This window comes from Acinetobacter sp. MB5 (assembly GCF_003261585.1).
In the GTDB taxonomy this organism is placed as follows: Bacteria; Pseudomonadota; Gammaproteobacteria; order Pseudomonadales; family Moraxellaceae; genus Acinetobacter.
Map to the genome: position 1 here is coordinate 21,691 of NZ_POVU01000006.1, position 19,006 is coordinate 40,696.

A 19,006-nucleotide genomic window follows, 5' to 3' on the forward strand; every position below is an offset into this window, starting at 1 on the left:
TTATTTTTTAACTCATTAATCAATATTGAGTGCATCACGCATAATAAAAAACAGATCGGTCTGATCAATTAAACCTGAAATATTAGCTGCACGTGGGCCATAAGCCGCTATTCGAACTTGCGCCCCTGTATGTTCCTGACTATCACTTATCGATGTCGCATAATTGACTGCCATTGCTGACTGATCTTTGGTCAGCAAAGTCGCCGTTTTTCCTGGACTATCAGCATCCAATGGAATAATCTGGCTGGTATGTGCATGGTCACCCGTCACAATAATCAGCGTATCCGGATGAGTTCTCGCAAATGCCAGTGCCTCCTGAATTGCTTCATCTAAAGCCACAGTTTCACCAATTTGACCACACGGGTTGGCTGCGTGGTTTTGCTTATCAATCGAACCACTTTCCACTTGCAGGAAAAAACCTTTTGGATTTTTATCCAAGAGCTGAATCGCTTTTGCCGTCATCATTCGCAAAGTTGGAATTTCATTTCCACGTTCAGGATTCACTTGGCAACGCTGAGCCGCTTGCTTGTTACCATTCAACACCGCTTTCGGCCCCATCCAGCTTACAGGTAAATTACCTTTTGCAAACAAACCTAAAACGGGTTGCTTTTGATTCGCCACAGTTAATTGGTTAAGTTGGTCGGCATTTGACACCACTTGATAGCCACGCTCCTGTGCCTGTGCCAATAAAGTCTGACCTTTATATTGCCCTGCCGTTGCCATCTCATTAAATGAAGTTGCACCACCACCCAAGGTCACATCTGCACGAGCATCTATTAACTGTTCCGTGATTGATCCCAAGCCACCATTTTCCAAAGTATTCGTTGGGCAAAGTTTGGCTGTTGATGATGGTGAATAGCATTTACGATGTGTTACATGTGCAATCAATGCAGCAGGCGTCGCATCCTGCAATTCAGTTGTGGTGACATTTCCTGTGGCATAGCCTGCCCGTTTTGCCAAAGCCAAAATCGAGTCATGTGCTTTTGCCTGTATATCCACACCAATTGCACCATTATAGGTTTTTATACCCATTGCCCAAGCAGATGCCGAAGCTGCTGAATCGGTTACATAGTCAATGGTTTTATCTTTATTGATTGAATAGGTGGTATAGCTGCCAGTGAATGGCAACACATCGATTCCTTTAAAATAGCCACCTGCACCTTCAACATAATTTCGGGCGATCGTGATTTCTGAATCGCTTGTCCCATCCCCAATAAATAAAATCACATGTTTAACATGGTGCGAGTCAATTGACGCTTCGAGGGCTTCACTACGTTCTTTCGTTAAACGAGTTGCACCCGCAAACTGATCCAGTTGACCTTTAGCCTGAGGCATTATCAAATGATTTTGTGATGATGACGATTGCTGCATATTGCTACATGCACTGACTGCAATTGCGATACAACTGCTGAGTAAAAGCGGTTTTAAATTCACCAAGAGGCTCCAGTTATTTATATTGTTTTGCCACTTGAGTTAAATTAATGGATTTATATTGCAATTTGATTTAACTTCAGTACCCTAACTCACAGATAACTGATTATTTTTAAAACAATTAAACCCTAAAAATCGAAAAATAGATCTAAAAACCTTGACCAAACCTTGAAGAATCCATAGAATCCTTTTCCATATTCTCCAATAGCTCAGTCGGTAGAGCGACGGACTGTTAATCCGCAGGTCCCTGGTTCGAGCCCAGGTTGGAGAGCCAAATTCAAAAGCCCATAAGTTTTCTTATGGGCTTTTTTAATGTACGTACATAGTTACCAATTACAAGCATAATTTGTTTTGACTGCTTGCAACTATCCTCTAAACTAGCGGCCAAGCACTGTATCTGGCAGTTCCTTCTCGCTCCATTTAGGATACTTCATATGTTAACGCCACAAGAAATCCGAGCTCGCGACCGTAAGCGCTGGACGATTTTTGCGATCGCATTACTCATTCCAATTGCACTTGTTTTATTACTTTATGTCGCAGCTTCACAAGATGCCAAGACCAAAGCTAAATATGATGAAGAGCGCGCTGAATATGCTCAAACTTATCAGCAAGAAGACAATTCATCTGCTCAGCAAATGACTTCTCAGCAACAGTTCGACAAGCTCAAAAAAGATCCTGAAGCTCAAACTGCAGATCAGCATTAATAAAAAAGGCTTATCTAAAGATAAGCCTTTTTAGTCTAAAAATCCGATTAAGCAATTTTTAGTGTTACATCAATATTGCCGCGTGTTGCATTTGAATATGGACATACAACATGAGCAGCATCAACAAGCTTTTGCGCTTCTGCACGATCCATTTCTGGCAAATGAATATTTAAAACCACTTCAATACTAAAGCCTGTTGGGATTGGGCCAATACCGACTTCCCCTTCAATGAAAGCATCTTTAGGCATCGTAATTTGATCACGTGCCGCAACGAATTTCATCGCACCCAAGAAGCATGCCGAATAACCTGCTGCAAAGAGTTGTTCTGGATTGGTCACTTCACCACCAGCACCACCCATTTCTTTAGGCACGCCCAGTTTTACATCTAATACACTGTTATCTGAAACAGCACGACCATCTCGACCACCTGTAGCTTTTGCTTTTGCAGTATAAACAACTTGTTCCAATGCCATTTTTAAATTCCTGTAAATTAATTATTACACAAATATATCGTACACGATATAAATAATTAATCAACCTTTCCAAGATTAAAGTTTGTAAATTATTTGATCAATTTGCTTCTCAATTCTTCAAGCTGTTGTTTTAGTGCAATTAGTGTTTGCACATCACACTGGCTGGTTTGCTGAATCAGCTCAGGAATAGCTTGTGCTTGTTGTTTTAGTGCCTGTCCTTTCAACGTAAGCCCAATCAATACTTGTCGCTCATCTTGCTCTGAGCGTTGACGCGTGATAAATCCAGAACTTTCCAGTTTTTTGAGCATTGGGGTTAGTGTCGAAGATTCTAGATACAGACGTTTCCCAATATCCGAAACTGTACGCTGGTCTTGCTCCCAAAGCACCAACATGACCAAATACTGCGGATAGGTAATTCCTAAAGGCGCAAGTAACTGACGATATTTTTGATTAAATGCCAAATTGGCAGAATACACCGCAAAACACAGCTGGTTATCTAATTTCAATAATCGATCGTCACTCAAAAGCCTCTCCTCATGGTCTTAGTACAGCTGATTTAACTAATATTATAGCCAAGATTAACAATAAAAAAGCCCGCACAAGGCGAGCTTTTTTTAATATGGTTACAGCTGCTAAATTACAAGCTGTAGTACATATCAAATTCAACTGGGTGAGTTGTTGTGTTAAGACGGCGAACATCTTCCATTTTAAGTTCGATATAAGCATCCAACATTTCTTTAGTGAACACGCCACCTTTCAACAAGAATTCTTGATCCGCTTGAAGTGCTTCAAGAGCCATTTCCAGGCTATGAGCAACTGTAGGGATTTTAGCTTCTTCTTCAGGAGGAAGGTCATACAAGTTTTTGTCAGCAGCTTCACCTGGGTGGATCTTGTTTTGGATACCGTCAAGACCAGCCATCAACAATGCAGCAAAACCTAAGTACGGGTTCATCATTGGATCAGGGAAACGTGCTTCAATACGTTTGCCTTTAGGGCTAGAAACGTAAGGAATACGAATAGATGCAGAACGGTTACGCGCTGAGTAAGCCAACATGATTGGCGCTTCGTAGTGAGGAACCAAACGCTTGTAAGAGTTTGTAGATGGGTTAGTAATCGCGTTCAATGCACGAGCATGCTTGATTACACCACCGATGAAGTAAATTGCCATTTCTGACAAACCAGCATATTCATCACCAGCGAACAAGTTTTTGCCGTCTTTAGAGATCGACATGTGAACGTGCATACCAGAACCGTTATCACCTACCATTGGTTTAGGCATAAAGGTTGCAGTTTTTGCATATTGGTGAGCAACATTATGTACGATGTATTTGAATTGCTGTACTTCGTCAGCTTTACGTACCATAGTGTTGAAGCTTACACCAATTTCTAATTGGCAAGATGCAACTTCGTGGTGATGAACTTCTACACGACCAGCACCCATTACATCTTCAATTTTGTTACACATCTCAGCACGCATGTCGTGGTGAGAGTCTACAGGTGGAACTGGGAAGTAACCACCTTTAACACGTGGACGGTGACCTGAGTTACCAGCGTCGTAATCTTTACCAGTTGACCAAGCTGCTTCTTCAGCGATCAAAGTATGACGAGCGCCAGACATGTCGATGTCCCATTTTACTTCGTCAAATACAAAGAATTCTGGTTCTGGACCAAAGAATGCCGTATCACCAATACCTGTAGATTTTAAGTATTCTTCTGCACGACGCGCGATTGAACGTGGGTCACGCTCGTAACCTTGACCAGTAGATGGCTCAATAACGTCACAAGTTACAACAACAGTTGGCTCAGCGAAGAACGGGTCGATAAAACCAGTTGCAGCGTCTGGGCGCAAGATCATGTCAGACGCTTCAATACCTTTCCAACCAGAGATTGAAGAACCATCAAACATCTTACCGTCTTCAAAAGAGTCTTCATCAATTGAATCAGCAGGGTAAGTTACGTGTTGCTCTTTACCTTTAGTATCTGTAAAGCGAAAATCGACCCATTTAGCGCCACTTTCTTTGATAAGTTCAAGGACCTTGTTCGCCATGCTCTTTATGCTCCAATCAAGTATTTTTATTGCACGTCTGAGGTGCGTGTTAGAAGTTGGACGTAATTAAGCAACTCTCGTGCCAACTTTACAACCCTTAGCTAAACTATTGATAAGTCTATATTCTAAATAGTTTTTCGCTAATTATTCTTCAATCATTATACTGTGCACAAAATGAAATGCACCATATTCAAACATTTTAAATTGTTTTAGCTAAAAAACCACACCAAACGAACCAAAAAAGTGCATTTTATGTTTTGTGTTTTAATGCAGTGCATTTCTAAGTCATTTACTGCCATTTAATCGCTATTTTTTTATACAATACTACTTATATTTGAAAGTTTGATGTCAGCAACACTTATCCTAATTCTCAAGATTGATATTTTTTGCATATTCGAACACAAACATTCCGTAGATCTCTTGATTTCAATTCAACTAAAATTAAGAGAAAAGCCTAAAATTGTATCGCTTTAGTGCGTTTAGCATTTCATCATAAAATATGAGAAGTTGACGATCTCCTCCACACCTGATTCAGGTCTCCACTCACCTATTTATTTAAATCCTCTACACAGTCAGCATTTCTACCATCTTTGAGTTTGTACTTGATTGAGAATGCAACAATTCAGCGTGAAATAGTTCAGCAAAAAACGGTTATTTTTTGCTATGATGATTTTCGCTATAGAAAACCGCCTTTATTTTTTTAGACAAATATTGGTTTTTCATGTTCTATATCAGTAATTTTGGACCAAGCACATTTAACGTGCAAACATTTCAATAGGTTAAATATCATGCTTCTAATGATAGACAATTACGACTCCTTTACTTACAACATCGTCCAGTACTTTGGCGAATTAAATCAAGAAGTAAAAGTAGTTCGCAATGATCAAGTCTCATTAGAGGATATTGAACGATGGCAACCGAAGTATTTGGTGATTGGCCCTGGCCCTTGTTCTCCATCTGAAGCTGGCATTTCAATTCCTGCCATTCAGCACTTTGCAGGCAAGATTCCATTGCTTGGCGTGTGCTTGGGGCATCAAAGTATTGGACAAGCCTTTGGCGGAAAAATTGTTCGTGCCAAACATGTCATGCATGGTCGTTTGTCAGAAATGTACCATAGCGACAAAGGCATCTTCAGCGACTTGCCATCACCATTTACAGCGACACGGTATCACTCACTTGTGATTGACCAAGCGACGTTACCTGAGTGCCTCGAAGTGACATGTTGGACCAATGAACCTGATGGTTCTATGGAAGAAATTATGGGTGTGAAACATAAGACATTGCCTGTTGAAGGTGTGCAATTTCACCCAGAATCGATCCTAAGCCAACACGGACATAAAATTTTCCAAAATTTCCTCGATATTTATAAATAGCGGTTGCCATGAATATTCAAGAAGCTCTAAATCATATTACAAAAAACATTCACCTCACCCGAAGCCAGATGCAAGATGTGATGCGTAGCATTATGCAAGGTGAAGCTACAGATGCTCAAATTGGTGCCTTACTGATGGGACTACGTCTCAAAGGTGAAAGCATCGATGAAATTACTGCCGCAGCCGAAGTCATGCGTGAGTTAGCCATCAAAATTGATGCCCGTGATATTCCTCATTTGGTCGATATCGTGGGCACAGGCGGTGATGGTCAGAACTTATTTAATGTCTCGACTGCCTCTAGCTTTGTGATTGCTGCCGCAGGTGCCAGCATTGCCAAGCACGGTAACCGTGGTGTTTCGAGTAAATCGGGTTCATCTGACCTGCTCGAACAGGCAGGAATTCGGTTGGATCTAAACATTGCCCAAACCGAACGTTGTATTCGTGAAATGGGTATTGGTTTCCTGTTTGCGCCAAATCATCATCAAGCCATGAAACATGCGATTGGCCCACGTAAAGAATTGGGTATTCGTACCATCTTTAATTTACTTGGCCCACTCACCAACCCTGCGGGTGTAAAACGTCTTGTGATTGGCGTGTTCTCTGATGAACTATGCTATCCAATGGCAGAAGTCATGAAGCAGCTCGGTGCAGAGCATGTCATGGTGGTTCATTCCAAAGATGGTCTGGATGAAATCAGCCTTGCAGCAACTACAATGGTTGCCGAACTCAAAGACGGTGAAATTCAAACTTGGACGATTTCCCCTGAAGATGTCGGCATTACCCCACAAAGTTTGCATGGCCTGATTATTGATAGCCCAGATGCTAGCCTGAAACTGATTAAAGATGCGCTTGGACGCAACAAATCAGACATTGGGCAAAAAGCGGCAGATATGATTGCACTCAATGCAGGTGCAGGGATTTATGTTGCAGGCTTGACCAAAGACTACAAACAAGGTGTGGCCTTTGCCCAAGATATTATTGATGGCGGTCAGGCACTTGAAAAATTGAGTGTTTTTGCCGAATTTACAAAAACCCTAAAACAGATTGAAAGCGCATAAGGAACGGTGATGGTAGATATCGCAAACACAATTTTAGGTAAAATTGTTGACCGTAAAGTTGAGGAGCTTGCCGCACGCCGTAAAACTTACAGCCTGCAAGACCTTGAACAACTGGCTGCGCAGGCAACACCTGTACGTGGTTTTGCACAAGCATTGCGCGCTAAACGCCCAGGCGTGATTGCTGAAATTAAAAAAGCATCCCCTTCAAAAGGGGTGATTCGTGCCAACTTCAATCCTGCTGAAATTGCACAGCAATATGAGCGTGCGGGTGCAGCCTGTTTATCCGTCCTGACGGATGTCGACTTTTTCCAAGGTGCAGATGAAAATATTCAGATTGCACGCACACATTGCGCGTTGCCTGCCCTACGTAAGGATTTCTTGATTGATCCTTACAATGTGGTTGAAGCACGTGCTTTGCATGCAGACTGTATTTTGCTGATTGTGGCATGTTTGTCCGATCAACAACTTCAGGAAATGTCACAAACTGCATTCGAGCACAACCTCGATGTCTTGGTTGAAGTGCATGATGAAGCTGAACTGGAACGTGCATTACAACTCGATGAACGCTGCTTACTCGGAGTCAATAACCGCAATCTGAAAACTTTTGAAGTCGATTTAAACACTTCATTACGTTTGAAAAAATTACTTGATCCACAACGATTACTCGTGACAGAAAGCGGCATTGCCACAACCGAAGATGTCAAAATCATGCAAGATCATGATATTCACAGCTTCCTTGTTGGCGAAAGCTTTATGAAGCAACCTGATCCTGCACAGGCATTCCAAGCCCTATTTGGAACACCTGAACAGTTATAAAAGCATCTTGATGCAAGCCGAATTTAGATGCGTCTAGATTCGGCTCATATTAAAAATTTCCTCAGGGTAAGACGCTTGAGGAAACACATAATGATAAATAAAACCTCATTTTCATATTTATAAATTGATAGAAATTCCCAAAAATTCAATAACAAGAGAGCAAAATCCCAATGAAAAAAACCATCATTTTGTTTACTTATCTGGTCATGCAAAACAGTTTTGCCTCAAACTCACCTTTTCAACTCGTAAATCAAGCATTTGAAAAAGGAGATCAATATGAACCCAGCTATACAACCTATTACTATAAAACTGCTCAGCAGCTCCAACCCATTCAAGTTAAATATGTTTATCAGCACAATATCGATATCGATCAAGATGAATTAACTATCCTCTTCAATTCGAAAGATACTCAAAACACATTCATTACAGGTCTTCTCTCAGTCAACAATCCCGATCACATCCTGTCTTTACTCAATTTAGCAAAAGCAAAGGTCAAATACCCTTGTCACTATTCGGGACAGGCAGAAATTCAAGTTCAAGAAATTGACATGATCGTCAATAAGATAGCGGGAGAAAGCTATGGCTTTATTGATCTAAATCAATTCAAACCACTCACTTCTCCACAAAAAAGTTGTCGCTTCTAAAATGTGATGCCTGCATCTGATTTCTCACCCCACACTATTTCGTACTATACTTAGCAAAATTTCACTTTTTTATGATTTATTATCATGAGTAATAAAGATTCTGCTCTGTCTAAAGAGCAACAATCACTGCTCAAGCAGTTTAAAAAACAAATCACTCATCCTCAGACGACTCAACTGTTACAACAACAGGCTGTTGAAAAAGCGAAAGCTGAAGAACCTGAGGATGACTTAGATTTATTTAAAAAAGCCACCCAAGGTGTGCAGAAGTTAGATCACGCCAATATTGCCAATCTCAATCAAACCAAACGCAAAAAACTTGATGCTCAAACACTTGCAAAACGCGTTGCTGCGGAAGGATCAGCTGAAACTGAAGGTACTGAACTTTCAGATACCCAAGCTGCACTTAACCCCGTCGGCAGCCAGCAAACTCTAAGTTATCGCATTGCAACCTTACAGCATCGAGTGTTTGAAGATTTAAAGGCAGGCAATTTACGCTGGTTCGAGGCAGTAGACCTGCATGGCTGTACCGTTGAACAAGCGCGTGCTGCTGTTCTACAAGTCATTCAAATGGCAAAAGATGAAAATCAAAATGTCATTAAGATTGTACATGGCAAAGGCCCAGAAGCCATTTTAAAAACCTATGTGAATGGCTGGTTACGTCAACATCGAGATGTACTGGCATTTGTCAGTGCTCCCGAAAACCAAGGTGGTACTGGTGCAGTTTTGGTGCTGCTTAAACGTGCTGAGAAAAACCCAAAGTATAAACAGTAAGCTGTTTTAATAATTATTGTCGGTCTTTGGCAAGTTTTCTGTTAAAATGCCGAGCTTGCTCAACCAGTGTAAGTGAACACCTGTTATGTCTATGCAGCAATCCTACGAAAAAATTCTCACCGCGGTCGGTGAAGATCTTCAACGTCCGGGTCTTAAAGACACGCCTGTTCGTGCGGCGCGTGCTTTTTCGTATTTGACTTCAGGTTATGACCAAACGCTTGAAGAAGTTACAAACAATGCTGTTTTCCCTTCAGAAAACCGCGAAATGGTTTTGGTGAAAAACATCGAATTTTATTCGTTGTGTGAACACCACTTATTACCATTCTATGGTCGTGTGCATATTGCCTATTTACCTGAAGGGCAAGTCTTGGGTCTTTCTAAATTTGCCCGCATTACAGAAATGTTTGCGCGTCGTCTGCAAATTCAGGAAAATCTAACCCAGCAAATCGCTGAAGCCGTTGCAAGCGTGACGCATGCACGTGGTGTTGCTGTGGTTATTGACTCTGCACATATGTGTATGATGATGCGTGGCGTTGGCAAACAAAACTCAACAACCCGTACTGTCTCTTTTGTTGGTGAATTCAAAACTGATGAAGAAGTACGCCGTGAGTTTTTACGCGTTGTGCCTGAAAGCTATTAAGCTTGGACGACCAAAGGCAAGTTTTTACTTGCCTTTTTTATGTCTGCGATGTTGAACATAAACTTCATGTAACTGCCAATTTCCCTGTGCATCACGCAGTCCCAAAATCTTCAATACCAGCACCAAACTTAACAATAACAATAAGTACCACGAACCAATTTTCCCCCACCAAACCACGTGCCAGCCATCGATCTGACTTGGATAAACCCAAATGTCGTAAAAGGTACTAATATTTTCTGCAATCCAAATCAAAAAAGCGAGAAATAGCAGCACAGGCAACATTGGCAAATGCCATGAAAAACTCAAAATCCGAAAATTAACTTTAGTCTTCCAGAAAATCAGTACACTCCATACAAACAAAATACTGCGAATATCGGGAACAAAAAACTTACTGATAAAGTTGATATAAGCACATAATGCCAAAGCTAGCATATTGACCAAGCTAGGAAGTTTTTCAAATGACAAATTAAATAAACGAATCGAGCGTGCAAAAAAACTGCCGATTGCCGAATACATAAATCCAGCAAATAAAGGTACAGTTAAAATTTTTAGAATTGCAGGTTCTGGATACTGCCACGAACCGATATTCGGCGCAGTGAGCACCAGTTCCATCACCATTGCCATGACATGGAACAACGCAATCACTTTGGCTTCCTGCCATGACTCCATTCGAAAATACAGCATCAAGCACTGGATCAGAATCGCGCAGAAAAATAAATAATCATAACGATAAAAACCCAAATAAGACTGATGCCCCATTTTAAAACTCAAGGCAAAAACGATCAGCAATAAAATACCAAAAAGTGCAGCGGACATGGCTCGCTGCACTACAGTAAAAATAAAACGAACGGCAAGGTTCACGCAAATTTAGCCTAGATACTTGGCGCTATATTCATGAACAGTATCGACAAATACTTTGGCATGATCGGGATCAACCCACTGCGTGATGCCATGCCCAAGATTTGCAACATAACCCGTTTTTTCACCGTGCGCATACGCATCATCAAGCATGGCATAAACTGCCTTTTGAATGGTTTCTGTTGAACCATATAAAGTTGCAGGATCAAGATTTCCTTGCAGTGCCATCTGTCCTTGCACCATTTCGCGGGCAGTTTTCAGTGAAGTCGTCCAGTCTAACCCCAAAGCATCTGCACCTGTCGTCAACATTGGCGCTAACCATTGTCCACCACCCTTAGTAAATAGAATGACAGGAATACGCTGCCCATCTTTTTCGCGCTGTAAGCCTGCAATAATTTTCTGCATATATTGCAAAGAAAATTCCTGATACTCACGATGTGCCAATGAACCACCCCAACTATCAAAGATCTGAATGGCTTGTGCACCTGCATCAATTTGCGCGTTGAGATAATCAATCACAGAATCAGCCAAATGATTCAGCAAAGCATGTAACAACTCAGGTTGGGCATACATCATTTGTTTGGTAAAACGAAACTCTTTGCTTGAGCCACCCTCCACCATATAAGTTGCCAGTGTCCAAGGACTACCAGAAAAACCGATCAGTGGAACTTGCCCTGCCAATGCTGAACGAATGGTTGAAACAGCATCCATGACATAAGCCAAGTCTGCCTTTGAATTGAGCTTTGGTAACTGGGCAATATCCTGTTCTGTTCGAACTGTTCTATGGAATTTTGGCCCTTCACCTGCCTCAAAATATAAACCCAGCCCCAAAGCATCTGGCACAGTTAAAATATCTGAAAATAAAATTGCAGCGTCCAATTCATAACGACGCAAAGGTTGCAGTGTCACTTCACATGCAAAATCAGTATTTTTACATAAAGAAAGGAAATCACCCGCTTGGGCACGTGTAGCACGATACTCTGGTAAATATCGACCTGCCTGACGCATCATCCAGACAGGGGTAGTATCAACAGGTTCACGTCGTAAAGCACGCAGGAAACGATCATTTTTCAAGGTCGTCATGTCCTTTCCATAAGTTAGAAAAAATTTACCTATCATAACAAAAAGCCTGTATTTTGAATAATCAAGACGCTTGTTATTTTTAGGCGCAATATCGATACGAAATAGTTAATGCACTGGTTTACAAATTCTGTAATACTGACCCCGTTTTTTCATTACAGATACATAATTCTTAAGGTTGAATTAGATGTTCGTTCGCTCATTACTCGCTATGAGTTTAAGCTACCTCATGCTAAATACTGCTTTTGCAGCTTCTAATGCAGAGCAACCATTAACTCCTACAAAAGTCGCTTCAACGACTACCATTCAAGATCCGATCAATCCGCTTGCTCTGGACACTAAAGCCGCTTCTCAAGTCATGGAAAATGACACTGATGTTGTCGGCGCTGCTGCATCTGACGTTTCTCAAACGACAGCGGCATCTGAGGTTCAGATTTCCCAGCAGGAACAAAACAATATTAATCAGGTCACCAAGACTGTTAAAACGATTGATCAAACTCCAGATAAAACAACAAAACCAACCATCAGTAATGCTGCAAAACACGCTTGGACATTGGATAATTTAAATAATATTCAATGGTACCCAGATATTGGCAAAGGACAATTCCCTGTCTACGCCCGTGCCCAAGTCATGTTGAATAACAACCATGCTTCTCCAGGTGCAATCGATGGGACAAGTGGTAAAAATACCCTCAAGGCTTTAGCATCTTTCCAGCAAATGCAAGGTCTACCAACCTCTGGTGAGCTTGATCAAGCAACATGGAACGCACTGATTGCAACTCAGAACAAACCTGCTTTTATTGAATACACACTGACTGAAGCAGACCTTAAAGGTCCATATGCCAAAAGCATTCCTTCAGACTATGCACTTCAGGCCAAAATGCCAGGTTTGTACTACACTCGCGTGACTGAAATGCTCGGTGAAAAGTTCCATATGGATGAAGCGTTCTTAAAACAGCTCAATCCAAAAGCAACTTTCAACAAAGTTGGTGAAAAAATTATTGTGACCAATATTCGCAATAATTTGCCAGAAGATATTCACCTGATTGTGGCAATTAAAGGCGCTAAACAATTGTATTTGTTTAATGATCGCAACCAAATGGTTGGTTCATTCCCAGCGACTATTGGGAGTACAGATACTCCATCACCAACAGGCACCTATAAAGTTGTTGGCGCAACCAAGAACCCTTACTATAGCTACTCACCAAGTAACTTTATTCAAGGTAAGAACTTGAAACCTTTAATGTTACCACCTGGCCCTAACGGCCCTGTAGGTAATGTATGGATTGGTTTAAGCAAGCGTTCATTTGGTATTCATGGTACGCCAAACCCATCTTTAATTTCTAAAACAGCATCGCATGGTTGTATTCGTTTAACCAACTGGGATGCCAATGATTTAGCAAGCAAAGTAAAAGCTGGCGTTACCGTTAAATTTATTGAATAATTTTAACTCAGCAATTCAATAAGCTCAGAATTTCTGGGCTTATTTTTTATCAAATAATATTCAACTACTTTCAACCTCAGCAATTTTTAAATCGCTGCGAGAGAAATCAACAATATAAGAAGAATTTCAATGGATATGAAGCAGATTCTCTTTTTACCTGGCGCTTCAGGAAGCACAAAGTTCTGGCAGCCTGTACAACAAAACCTTTCAGATGAGTATTCCTCGAAAATATTAGGTTATCCTGGCTTTGGTCAAACCCCCAGCAACCCTGACCTTCATAATTTTCAACAACTCACCGAATACGTACTTAACCAGATCAAGAAACCCTGTTATTTAGTCGCCCAGTCCATGGGTGGAATCTTTGCTGTTGCTGCCGCACTGGCTAAACCAGAGTTAATTCATGCTGTAGTACTCATTGCAACCTCAGGTGGCATTGACCTTAGCCCCTTTCATGTTGCTGACTGGCGGCAGATCTATCGAGAGGAATACTTAAATCACCCCGATTGGTTTATTACAACTCAAGCCAACTATCAGGATCAACTACATCGAATCAAATGTCCAAGTCTATTACTTTGGGGAGAACAGGATCCGATTAGCCCGATTGCTGTAGGCCAGTATTTACATCAACAATTACCTCAATCTGAATTTCATACGATTGCTGATGGTCAACACCACTTTGCCAAAACACATGCTAGTGAAGTGAGCCAACTGATCCGAGCATTTCTACACAAGCATTAAAAAAGCCAGCATGTCGCTGGCTTCTTTGGGGCTTATCTATCATTGATTATAATTTTGGATCGCGTAATTGAACCAAGGACTGATTGGCTTTAGTCAGTACATCCACAAATTTATTCATGACCGCAGGCACAACATGATCTGCAACTTGTGCTGCTTGTAAACCCAGTTTTTCACCTAATGTCGGTTTACGGCGTGTACTAATTAAATACACTTCATGCTGTGGCAAGAGTTTTAAAATCAGTTCATCTGAGGTTTGTAACTCATCAACTAAATTCAACTCTAGTGCATCTTGACCATACCAGTGTTCGCCTGTGGCGACTTTTTCAACATTGAGTTTTGGACGGTATTTTTCAACAAAGTGCTTAAATAAAGTATGGGTTTGCTGCAATTCTTGCTCAAACTTGTCTTTGCCTTCTTGCGTGTTTTCACCAAACATGGTGACTGTACGTTTGTACTGTCCCGCAGTATAGAGTTCAAAATCGACATGATGTTCGCGCAGCAAACGATTAAAGTTCGGTACTTGAGCCACAACACCAATTGACCCGACAATCGCAAATGGTGCTGCAATAATTTCGCTGGCAATACATGCCATCATATAACCACCGCTAGCAGCGACTTTATCGACCACAATCGTGACGTGAAAACCAGCTTCGCGTAACCGCACCAATTGTGCAGCCGCCAGACCATAACCATGAACCATACCACCTGGGCTTTCAAGGCGAATTAGAACTTTGTCTTGCCCTGCTTTTGCAGTCGACAAAATCAGGGTGATTTCTTCACGCAATGCTGCAACCGCAGATGCTTGTACATCACCTTTGAAGTCAATCACATACACTTTTTGATTATTCTTTTTGCGTTGCTTGGCTTCTTTGGCTAACTGCTTATTAAACTGCAAAAATTCTAATTTTGATGTCGTACTTTGAATAATTTTCTTTCTTTGTTCATTCACACGTGCATTTAAATGAGTCACGTGAATTTCAGCAGGAATTTTGGGCAATTGAAATAGCATGTCTTCGCCTAAAGCATAAAGTTATGTTTCCAAAATGAGGGCTAAAGCATGAAAAATCAATAGTCGAATAACAATCACTACAATTCCATTTTAAAGCTCATAAAAAATCCCCATGCAAAACGCATAGGGACTTCATATTAAGAGGAAAGTCTAGAAACAAACTAGCCAAAGCGCCCTGTAATATAGGCCTCTGTCAATTGATGATCGGGCTGAGTGAAAACTTTCTCTGTCGAATTCACTTCAATTAAATTGCCCAAATGGAAATACGCAGTGCGATCCGAAACACGTGCAGCTTGTTGCATAGAGTGCGTGACAATTGCAATCGTATATTGATCTGACAATTCAGAAATCAGTTCTTCAATTTTTGCTGTTGCAATCGGGTCTAGTGCTGAACAAGGCTCATCCATCAAGATCACCTCAGGGCTCACCGCAATAGTCCGTGCAATACATAGACGCTGTTGCTGACCTCCAGACAAATCTGTCCCCGAATGAGTTAAACGATCTTTTACTTCATCCCAAAGCCCTGCTTTACGCAAGCTATTTTCCACAATTTCTTCCATATCGTATTTATCGCGTGCCAAGCCATGCAACTTGGGGCCATAAGCCACGTTGTCAAAAATAGACTTTGGAAATGGATTGGGTTTCTGAAACACCATGCCGACTTGCGCACGTAATAACACCACATCGAGACTAGAATCATAGATATCTTGCTGATCCAGCGTCACTTTACCTGTCACCCGACAACCATCAATCGTGTCATTCATACGATTCAAAGTACGTAAAAATGTCGATTTACCACAACCAGATGACCCAATAAAAGCAATCACTTCATTTTGGTAAATATTTAAATCAATACCTTTAATGGCTTCAGTCTGACCATAATACACATGCACATTTTCAGTTGTGATTTTCACTTCTTGAGCTGCTTTTTTCTTATGGCTTTCGTATGGATCGAACTGCCCAATATGTACACTGCCTGTCGAGTGATATTCTGTGCCATGGCGTGATGTATAAGATTCTGGATTCACCTGTGTATCCTGTGCATGGAATGGAGTGTTATTTGCCGTATTCATTATATTTTGCCCCGCTTACCAGCGAACTTCAAACTTCTTACGTAACCAAATTGCCAAGCCATTTAAGCCAAGCATCATGGCTAACAAGACAATGATGGCTGCCTCGGTACGGCCTTCAAAGAAATTACGTAATTCATTGCCTTGCCATAAGTAAATTTGTACAGGTAAAGCTGTTGACTGGTCTAACGGTGTAGATGGGACACTTGGCACAAAAGCACTCATTCCAATCAAGAGTAACGGCGCAGTTTCACCCAAGGCTTGTGCAACCCCAATAATCGAACCCGTTAAAATCCCTGGTAATGCGAGTGGTAAAACATGATGACAAACGGTTTGTACATTTGATGCCCCCAAACCTTGAGCAGCCTGACGAATTGACGGTGGTACCGCTTTGAGTGATGCACGCGTGGTAATAATCACCGTTGGCAAGGTCATTAAACTCAGTACCAAACCACCGACCAATGGCGCCGATAAAGGTAAATGCATCCATCCTACAAAAATTGCAGCGCCCAGCAAACCAAATACAATAGATGGGACAGCCGCGAGGTTGTTAATGTTCACCTCAACAATATCGGTCAGGATATTTTTCTTAGCAAATTCTTCAAGATAGATTGCACTTGCAACACCAATCGGAATCGCAACAAAGATCACGATCAACATCATGAATAACGAGCCCATAAATGCACCAGCCAGACCACTGGCTGCTGGTGCACTACGAGAGTCTGTATTGGTAAAGATCTTGAAGTTAAATGTGCGCTCAAGGATGCCTTGCTGTTTCAATTGATCTGCCAACTGGCGCACTTCATGACTCAGCTGTTGCTGATCATCAGGTAAACTACGGTCAATTTTCCCAGTTAACCAAACATCGACATTGGCTTCTGCAAGGAATTTGATGTCCTCTTTTTTGCCCACCAGACTTGGATCTGCAATGACCATATCTCGAATACGATATGATTCTGTACTGGCATACATACTGCGCAAATCATCTTCATGCCCCGCAAGTCTAGCATCTCTCGCAATCATGCCTTTGACAATCAAACTGTCCCAATCGAGCATTCCCATTTTGGTTTGCCAATCGATATATCGTTCTTGATATTTTGCTGGTGATTCCGTTGCAAATTTGACTGGTTTTGGCCCGACATTAATCACTTTAGGGTCAAAATATACAGGTAAATTCATGCTCATTTGCCAAAAGGATGGCAAACCTTTGTACAAAATACTGCCGAATAATATCGCGACAAAAGACAATCCAATGATGACTGCCGATAATCCTAAAAAGCGAAAGGTTTTTTCTTTACGATGGCGCTTTGCCAAAGACTGACTAATAATTCGCTTACGTTTCTCACGCAATTCGGCTGCAATATTCGGATCACATGAGGTTTTCTGCGTTGAGGTCTCTGACATACTCATTCGTATTGCTCACGATATTTACGCACAATATAGAGTGCAACAACATTAAGACAAAGAGTAATCACAAACAAAGTTAAACCTAACGCAAAAGCCACCAATGCCTGAGGGCTTGCGAAGTCTGTATCACCCGTTAACTGGTTCACAATCGTCACGGTAACCGTTGAGACTGCCTGTAATGGATTTACATTCAACAATGGACTATTGCCTGCTGCAAGCACCACAATCATGGTTTCACCAATGGCTCGTGAAGTCGCCAGCAAAAAAGCACCAATAATACCTGGCAATGCGGCTGGAAGCACAACTCGACGAATAGTTTCCGAATGGGTCGCACCCAAGCCTAAAGAACCATCACGTAGCGTTTGTGGAACTTGGGTAATGATGTCATCCGATAGAGACGAAACAAAGGGAATAATCATGATTCCCATGACAAAACCAGCCGTTAACGCACTGGTTGCATTAATATCCAGTCCGACTATTGCACCTAAATATTTAAAAAATGGGCCAATCACCATTAATGCAAATACACCGTACACAATCGTTGGAATACCTGCCAAAATTTCAATGGTTGGTTTTGCCCATGCACGTAGTCGTGATGAAGCATATTCTGCAAGATAGATTGCAACCATGAGTCCCACAGGAATAGAAACCAGTAAGGCAATTGCACTGACCATGAGTGTTCCCCATAGCAATGGCAATAAACCATAGCTCCCATCTGCACTTCCTGTGCTACTAAAACCAGGATTCCATTCTGTACCAAAGAAAAATGTCCTTGGGCTGACAAAATGGAAGAAGTGCAATGCCTCACTCAGCATCGACATTACAATACCAATGGTAGTGAGAATCGCAACACCTGAACAAAGTGCCAAACCGACACGAATGGTGATCTCAACACGGTTCCTTGCACGATATTTCTGGCTAATTTTCTTTTGTGCAACAATAAGTCCAATTAATGCTACACAAATGACAACTGCAAACTTGGCATATTCACCAATTTTTGCCATTTGGGCATATTCTGCTGCCGCCTTTAGCTCATACGGCATTGCACTGTCGGTTACACCAAACCCTGAAGCAATAGCCTGCACACGCTCAAGTAGCACGGTTCGACTCGCTTCATCTAAACTTGACAAAACAGCAGTAGGAACTTGGTTAAATATGGCCTGATTTAAGAAAACAGGCTCTAAAATATTCCAAAGAGCTAAAATGAGAAAAGCAGGAATTCCACACCAAATCGCAACAAGTGCCCCATAATACCCTGGACGAGAATGTAAACTGACTGAGCTATTGCCTGCTCCTGCCAACTGGCGGCTTTTTTTCAAGCCTAACTGGTATGCCACTGCAACGAGTGCTAAAAGCACGCCTAAAAGAAGCAGATTCATCGTATCTCCGCTCGTTTTACATCTATATAAAGCTCAAAAGGTCAATCTGAAGATTTAGACTAAC

General features: G+C 41.5%; 19 protein-coding genes and 1 tRNA gene. 10 read left to right on the forward strand and 10 right to left on the reverse strand.

What is annotated here, in order from left to right:
• Positions 1 to 15 precede the first annotated feature (15 nt).
• The gene (phoA, locus tag C1A47_RS09075) at positions 16 to 1,434 is read right to left on the reverse strand and encodes an alkaline phosphatase (protein WP_111894592.1); all 1,419 of its coding nucleotides are present in this window, start codon (positions 1,432 to 1,434) and stop codon (positions 16 to 18) included.
• Positions 1,435 to 1,629: 195 nt separating this feature from the next.
• Between phoA and C1A47_RS09080 the strand changes: the two genes are divergently transcribed.
• Together C1A47_RS09080 and C1A47_RS09085 are read left to right on the forward strand one after the other, a co-directional pair.
• Positions 1,630 to 1,705 (forward strand) — tRNA-Asn (locus tag C1A47_RS09080).
• Positions 1,706 to 1,865: 160 nt separating this feature from the next.
• Entirely contained in the window at positions 1,866 to 2,135 is a 270-nt protein-coding gene (locus C1A47_RS09085) for a hypothetical protein (RefSeq protein ID WP_111894594.1), read from the forward strand.
• 47 nt (positions 2,136 to 2,182) lie between these two features.
• Here the strand turns inward: C1A47_RS09085 and C1A47_RS09090 are convergent, their stop codons facing one another.
• From C1A47_RS09090 to glnA, 3 genes are all read right to left on the reverse strand, one after another.
• Positions 2,183 to 2,608 (reverse strand): organic hydroperoxide resistance protein, encoded by a 426-nt coding sequence (locus tag C1A47_RS09090; RefSeq protein WP_111894596.1) that lies wholly within the window; start codon positions 2,606 to 2,608, stop codon positions 2,183 to 2,185.
• Between the two features lie 89 nt (positions 2,609 to 2,697).
• Positions 2,698 to 3,132 (reverse strand): MarR family winged helix-turn-helix transcriptional regulator, encoded by a 435-nt coding sequence (locus tag C1A47_RS09095; RefSeq protein ID WP_111894598.1) that lies wholly within the window; start codon positions 3,130 to 3,132, stop codon positions 2,698 to 2,700.
• Between the two features lie 113 nt (positions 3,133 to 3,245).
• A complete protein-coding gene (gene glnA, locus C1A47_RS09100) occupies positions 3,246 to 4,655 on the reverse strand; it encodes a type I glutamate--ammonia ligase (RefSeq protein WP_111894600.1) in 1,410 nt (469 codons plus the stop codon).
• A 788-nt stretch (positions 4,656 to 5,443) separates the two neighbouring features.
• On the opposite strand from glnA, the gene C1A47_RS09105 reads away from it, so the two are divergent.
• The 6 genes from C1A47_RS09105 (at position 5,444) to folE (ending at position 9,957) form a co-directional block, all read left to right on the forward strand.
• A complete protein-coding gene (locus tag C1A47_RS09105; RefSeq protein WP_111894602.1) occupies positions 5,444 to 6,028 on the forward strand; it encodes an anthranilate synthase component II in 585 nt (194 codons plus the stop codon).
• A gap of 8 nt (positions 6,029 to 6,036) precedes the next feature.
• On the forward strand, positions 6,037 to 7,086 hold the full coding sequence (gene trpD, locus C1A47_RS09110; RefSeq protein ID WP_111894604.1) for an anthranilate phosphoribosyltransferase: 1,050 nt from the start codon (positions 6,037 to 6,039) through the stop codon (positions 7,084 to 7,086).
• Between the two features lie 9 nt (positions 7,087 to 7,095).
• Complete coding sequence (gene trpC / locus C1A47_RS09115) at positions 7,096 to 7,902, forward strand: indole-3-glycerol phosphate synthase TrpC (RefSeq protein WP_111894606.1); 807 nt, start codon at positions 7,096 to 7,098, stop codon at positions 7,900 to 7,902.
• 170 nt (positions 7,903 to 8,072) lie between these two features.
• Complete coding sequence (locus tag C1A47_RS09120) at positions 8,073 to 8,546, forward strand: hypothetical protein (RefSeq protein ID WP_111894608.1); 474 nt, start codon at positions 8,073 to 8,075, stop codon at positions 8,544 to 8,546.
• Positions 8,547 to 8,630: 84 nt separating this feature from the next.
• On the forward strand, positions 8,631 to 9,317 hold the full coding sequence (locus C1A47_RS09125; RefSeq protein WP_111894610.1) for a Smr/MutS family protein: 687 nt from the start codon (positions 8,631 to 8,633) through the stop codon (positions 9,315 to 9,317).
• A 91-nt stretch (positions 9,318 to 9,408) separates the two neighbouring features.
• Positions 9,409 to 9,957 carry a GTP cyclohydrolase I FolE gene (gene folE, locus C1A47_RS09130; RefSeq protein WP_171294368.1) on the forward strand — a complete coding sequence of 183 codons (549 nt, stop codon included), beginning with the start codon at positions 9,409 to 9,411 and terminating at the stop codon, positions 9,955 to 9,957.
• A 24-nt stretch (positions 9,958 to 9,981) separates the two neighbouring features.
• On the opposite strand, the gene C1A47_RS09135 is transcribed toward folE, so the two are convergent.
• The gene (locus C1A47_RS09135; RefSeq protein WP_171294369.1) at positions 9,982 to 10,773 is read right to left on the reverse strand and encodes a DUF817 family protein; all 792 of its coding nucleotides are present in this window, start codon (positions 10,771 to 10,773) and stop codon (positions 9,982 to 9,984) included.
• Between the two features lie 51 nt (positions 10,774 to 10,824).
• The gene (hemE, locus tag C1A47_RS09140; RefSeq protein ID WP_111894616.1) at positions 10,825 to 11,898 is read right to left on the reverse strand and encodes a uroporphyrinogen decarboxylase; all 1,074 of its coding nucleotides are present in this window, start codon (positions 11,896 to 11,898) and stop codon (positions 10,825 to 10,827) included.
• 184 nt (positions 11,899 to 12,082) lie between these two features.
• Between hemE and C1A47_RS09145 the strand changes: the two genes are divergently transcribed.
• Positions 12,083 to 13,339, forward strand: a complete 1,257-nt coding sequence (locus C1A47_RS09145; protein WP_111894618.1) for a L,D-transpeptidase family protein — start codon at positions 12,083 to 12,085, stop codon at positions 13,337 to 13,339.
• Between the two features lie 135 nt (positions 13,340 to 13,474).
• A complete protein-coding gene (locus C1A47_RS09150) occupies positions 13,475 to 14,077 on the forward strand; it encodes an alpha/beta fold hydrolase (protein ID WP_111894890.1) in 603 nt (200 codons plus the stop codon).
• 46 nt (positions 14,078 to 14,123) lie between these two features.
• Here the strand turns inward: C1A47_RS09150 and sohB are convergent, their stop codons facing one another.
• The 4 genes from sohB to pstC form a co-directional block, all read right to left on the reverse strand.
• Positions 14,124 to 15,086, reverse strand: a complete 963-nt coding sequence (gene sohB, locus C1A47_RS09155; protein ID WP_111894620.1) for a protease SohB — start codon at positions 15,084 to 15,086, stop codon at positions 14,124 to 14,126.
• A gap of 161 nt (positions 15,087 to 15,247) precedes the next feature.
• The gene (gene pstB, locus C1A47_RS09160) at positions 15,248 to 16,159 is read right to left on the reverse strand and encodes a phosphate ABC transporter ATP-binding protein PstB (protein WP_111894622.1); all 912 of its coding nucleotides are present in this window, start codon (positions 16,157 to 16,159) and stop codon (positions 15,248 to 15,250) included.
• A 15-nt stretch (positions 16,160 to 16,174) separates the two neighbouring features.
• On the reverse strand, positions 16,175 to 17,566 hold the full coding sequence (gene pstA / locus C1A47_RS09165; protein WP_111894624.1) for a phosphate ABC transporter permease PstA: 1,392 nt from the start codon (positions 17,564 to 17,566) through the stop codon (positions 16,175 to 16,177).
• Positions 17,563 to 18,942, reverse strand: a complete 1,380-nt coding sequence (gene pstC / locus C1A47_RS09170) for a phosphate ABC transporter permease subunit PstC (protein WP_111894626.1) — start codon at positions 18,940 to 18,942, stop codon at positions 17,563 to 17,565. The genes pstA and pstC overlap by 4 nt, the downstream gene beginning before the upstream one ends.
• Positions 18,943 to 19,006: the final 64 nt, after the last annotated feature.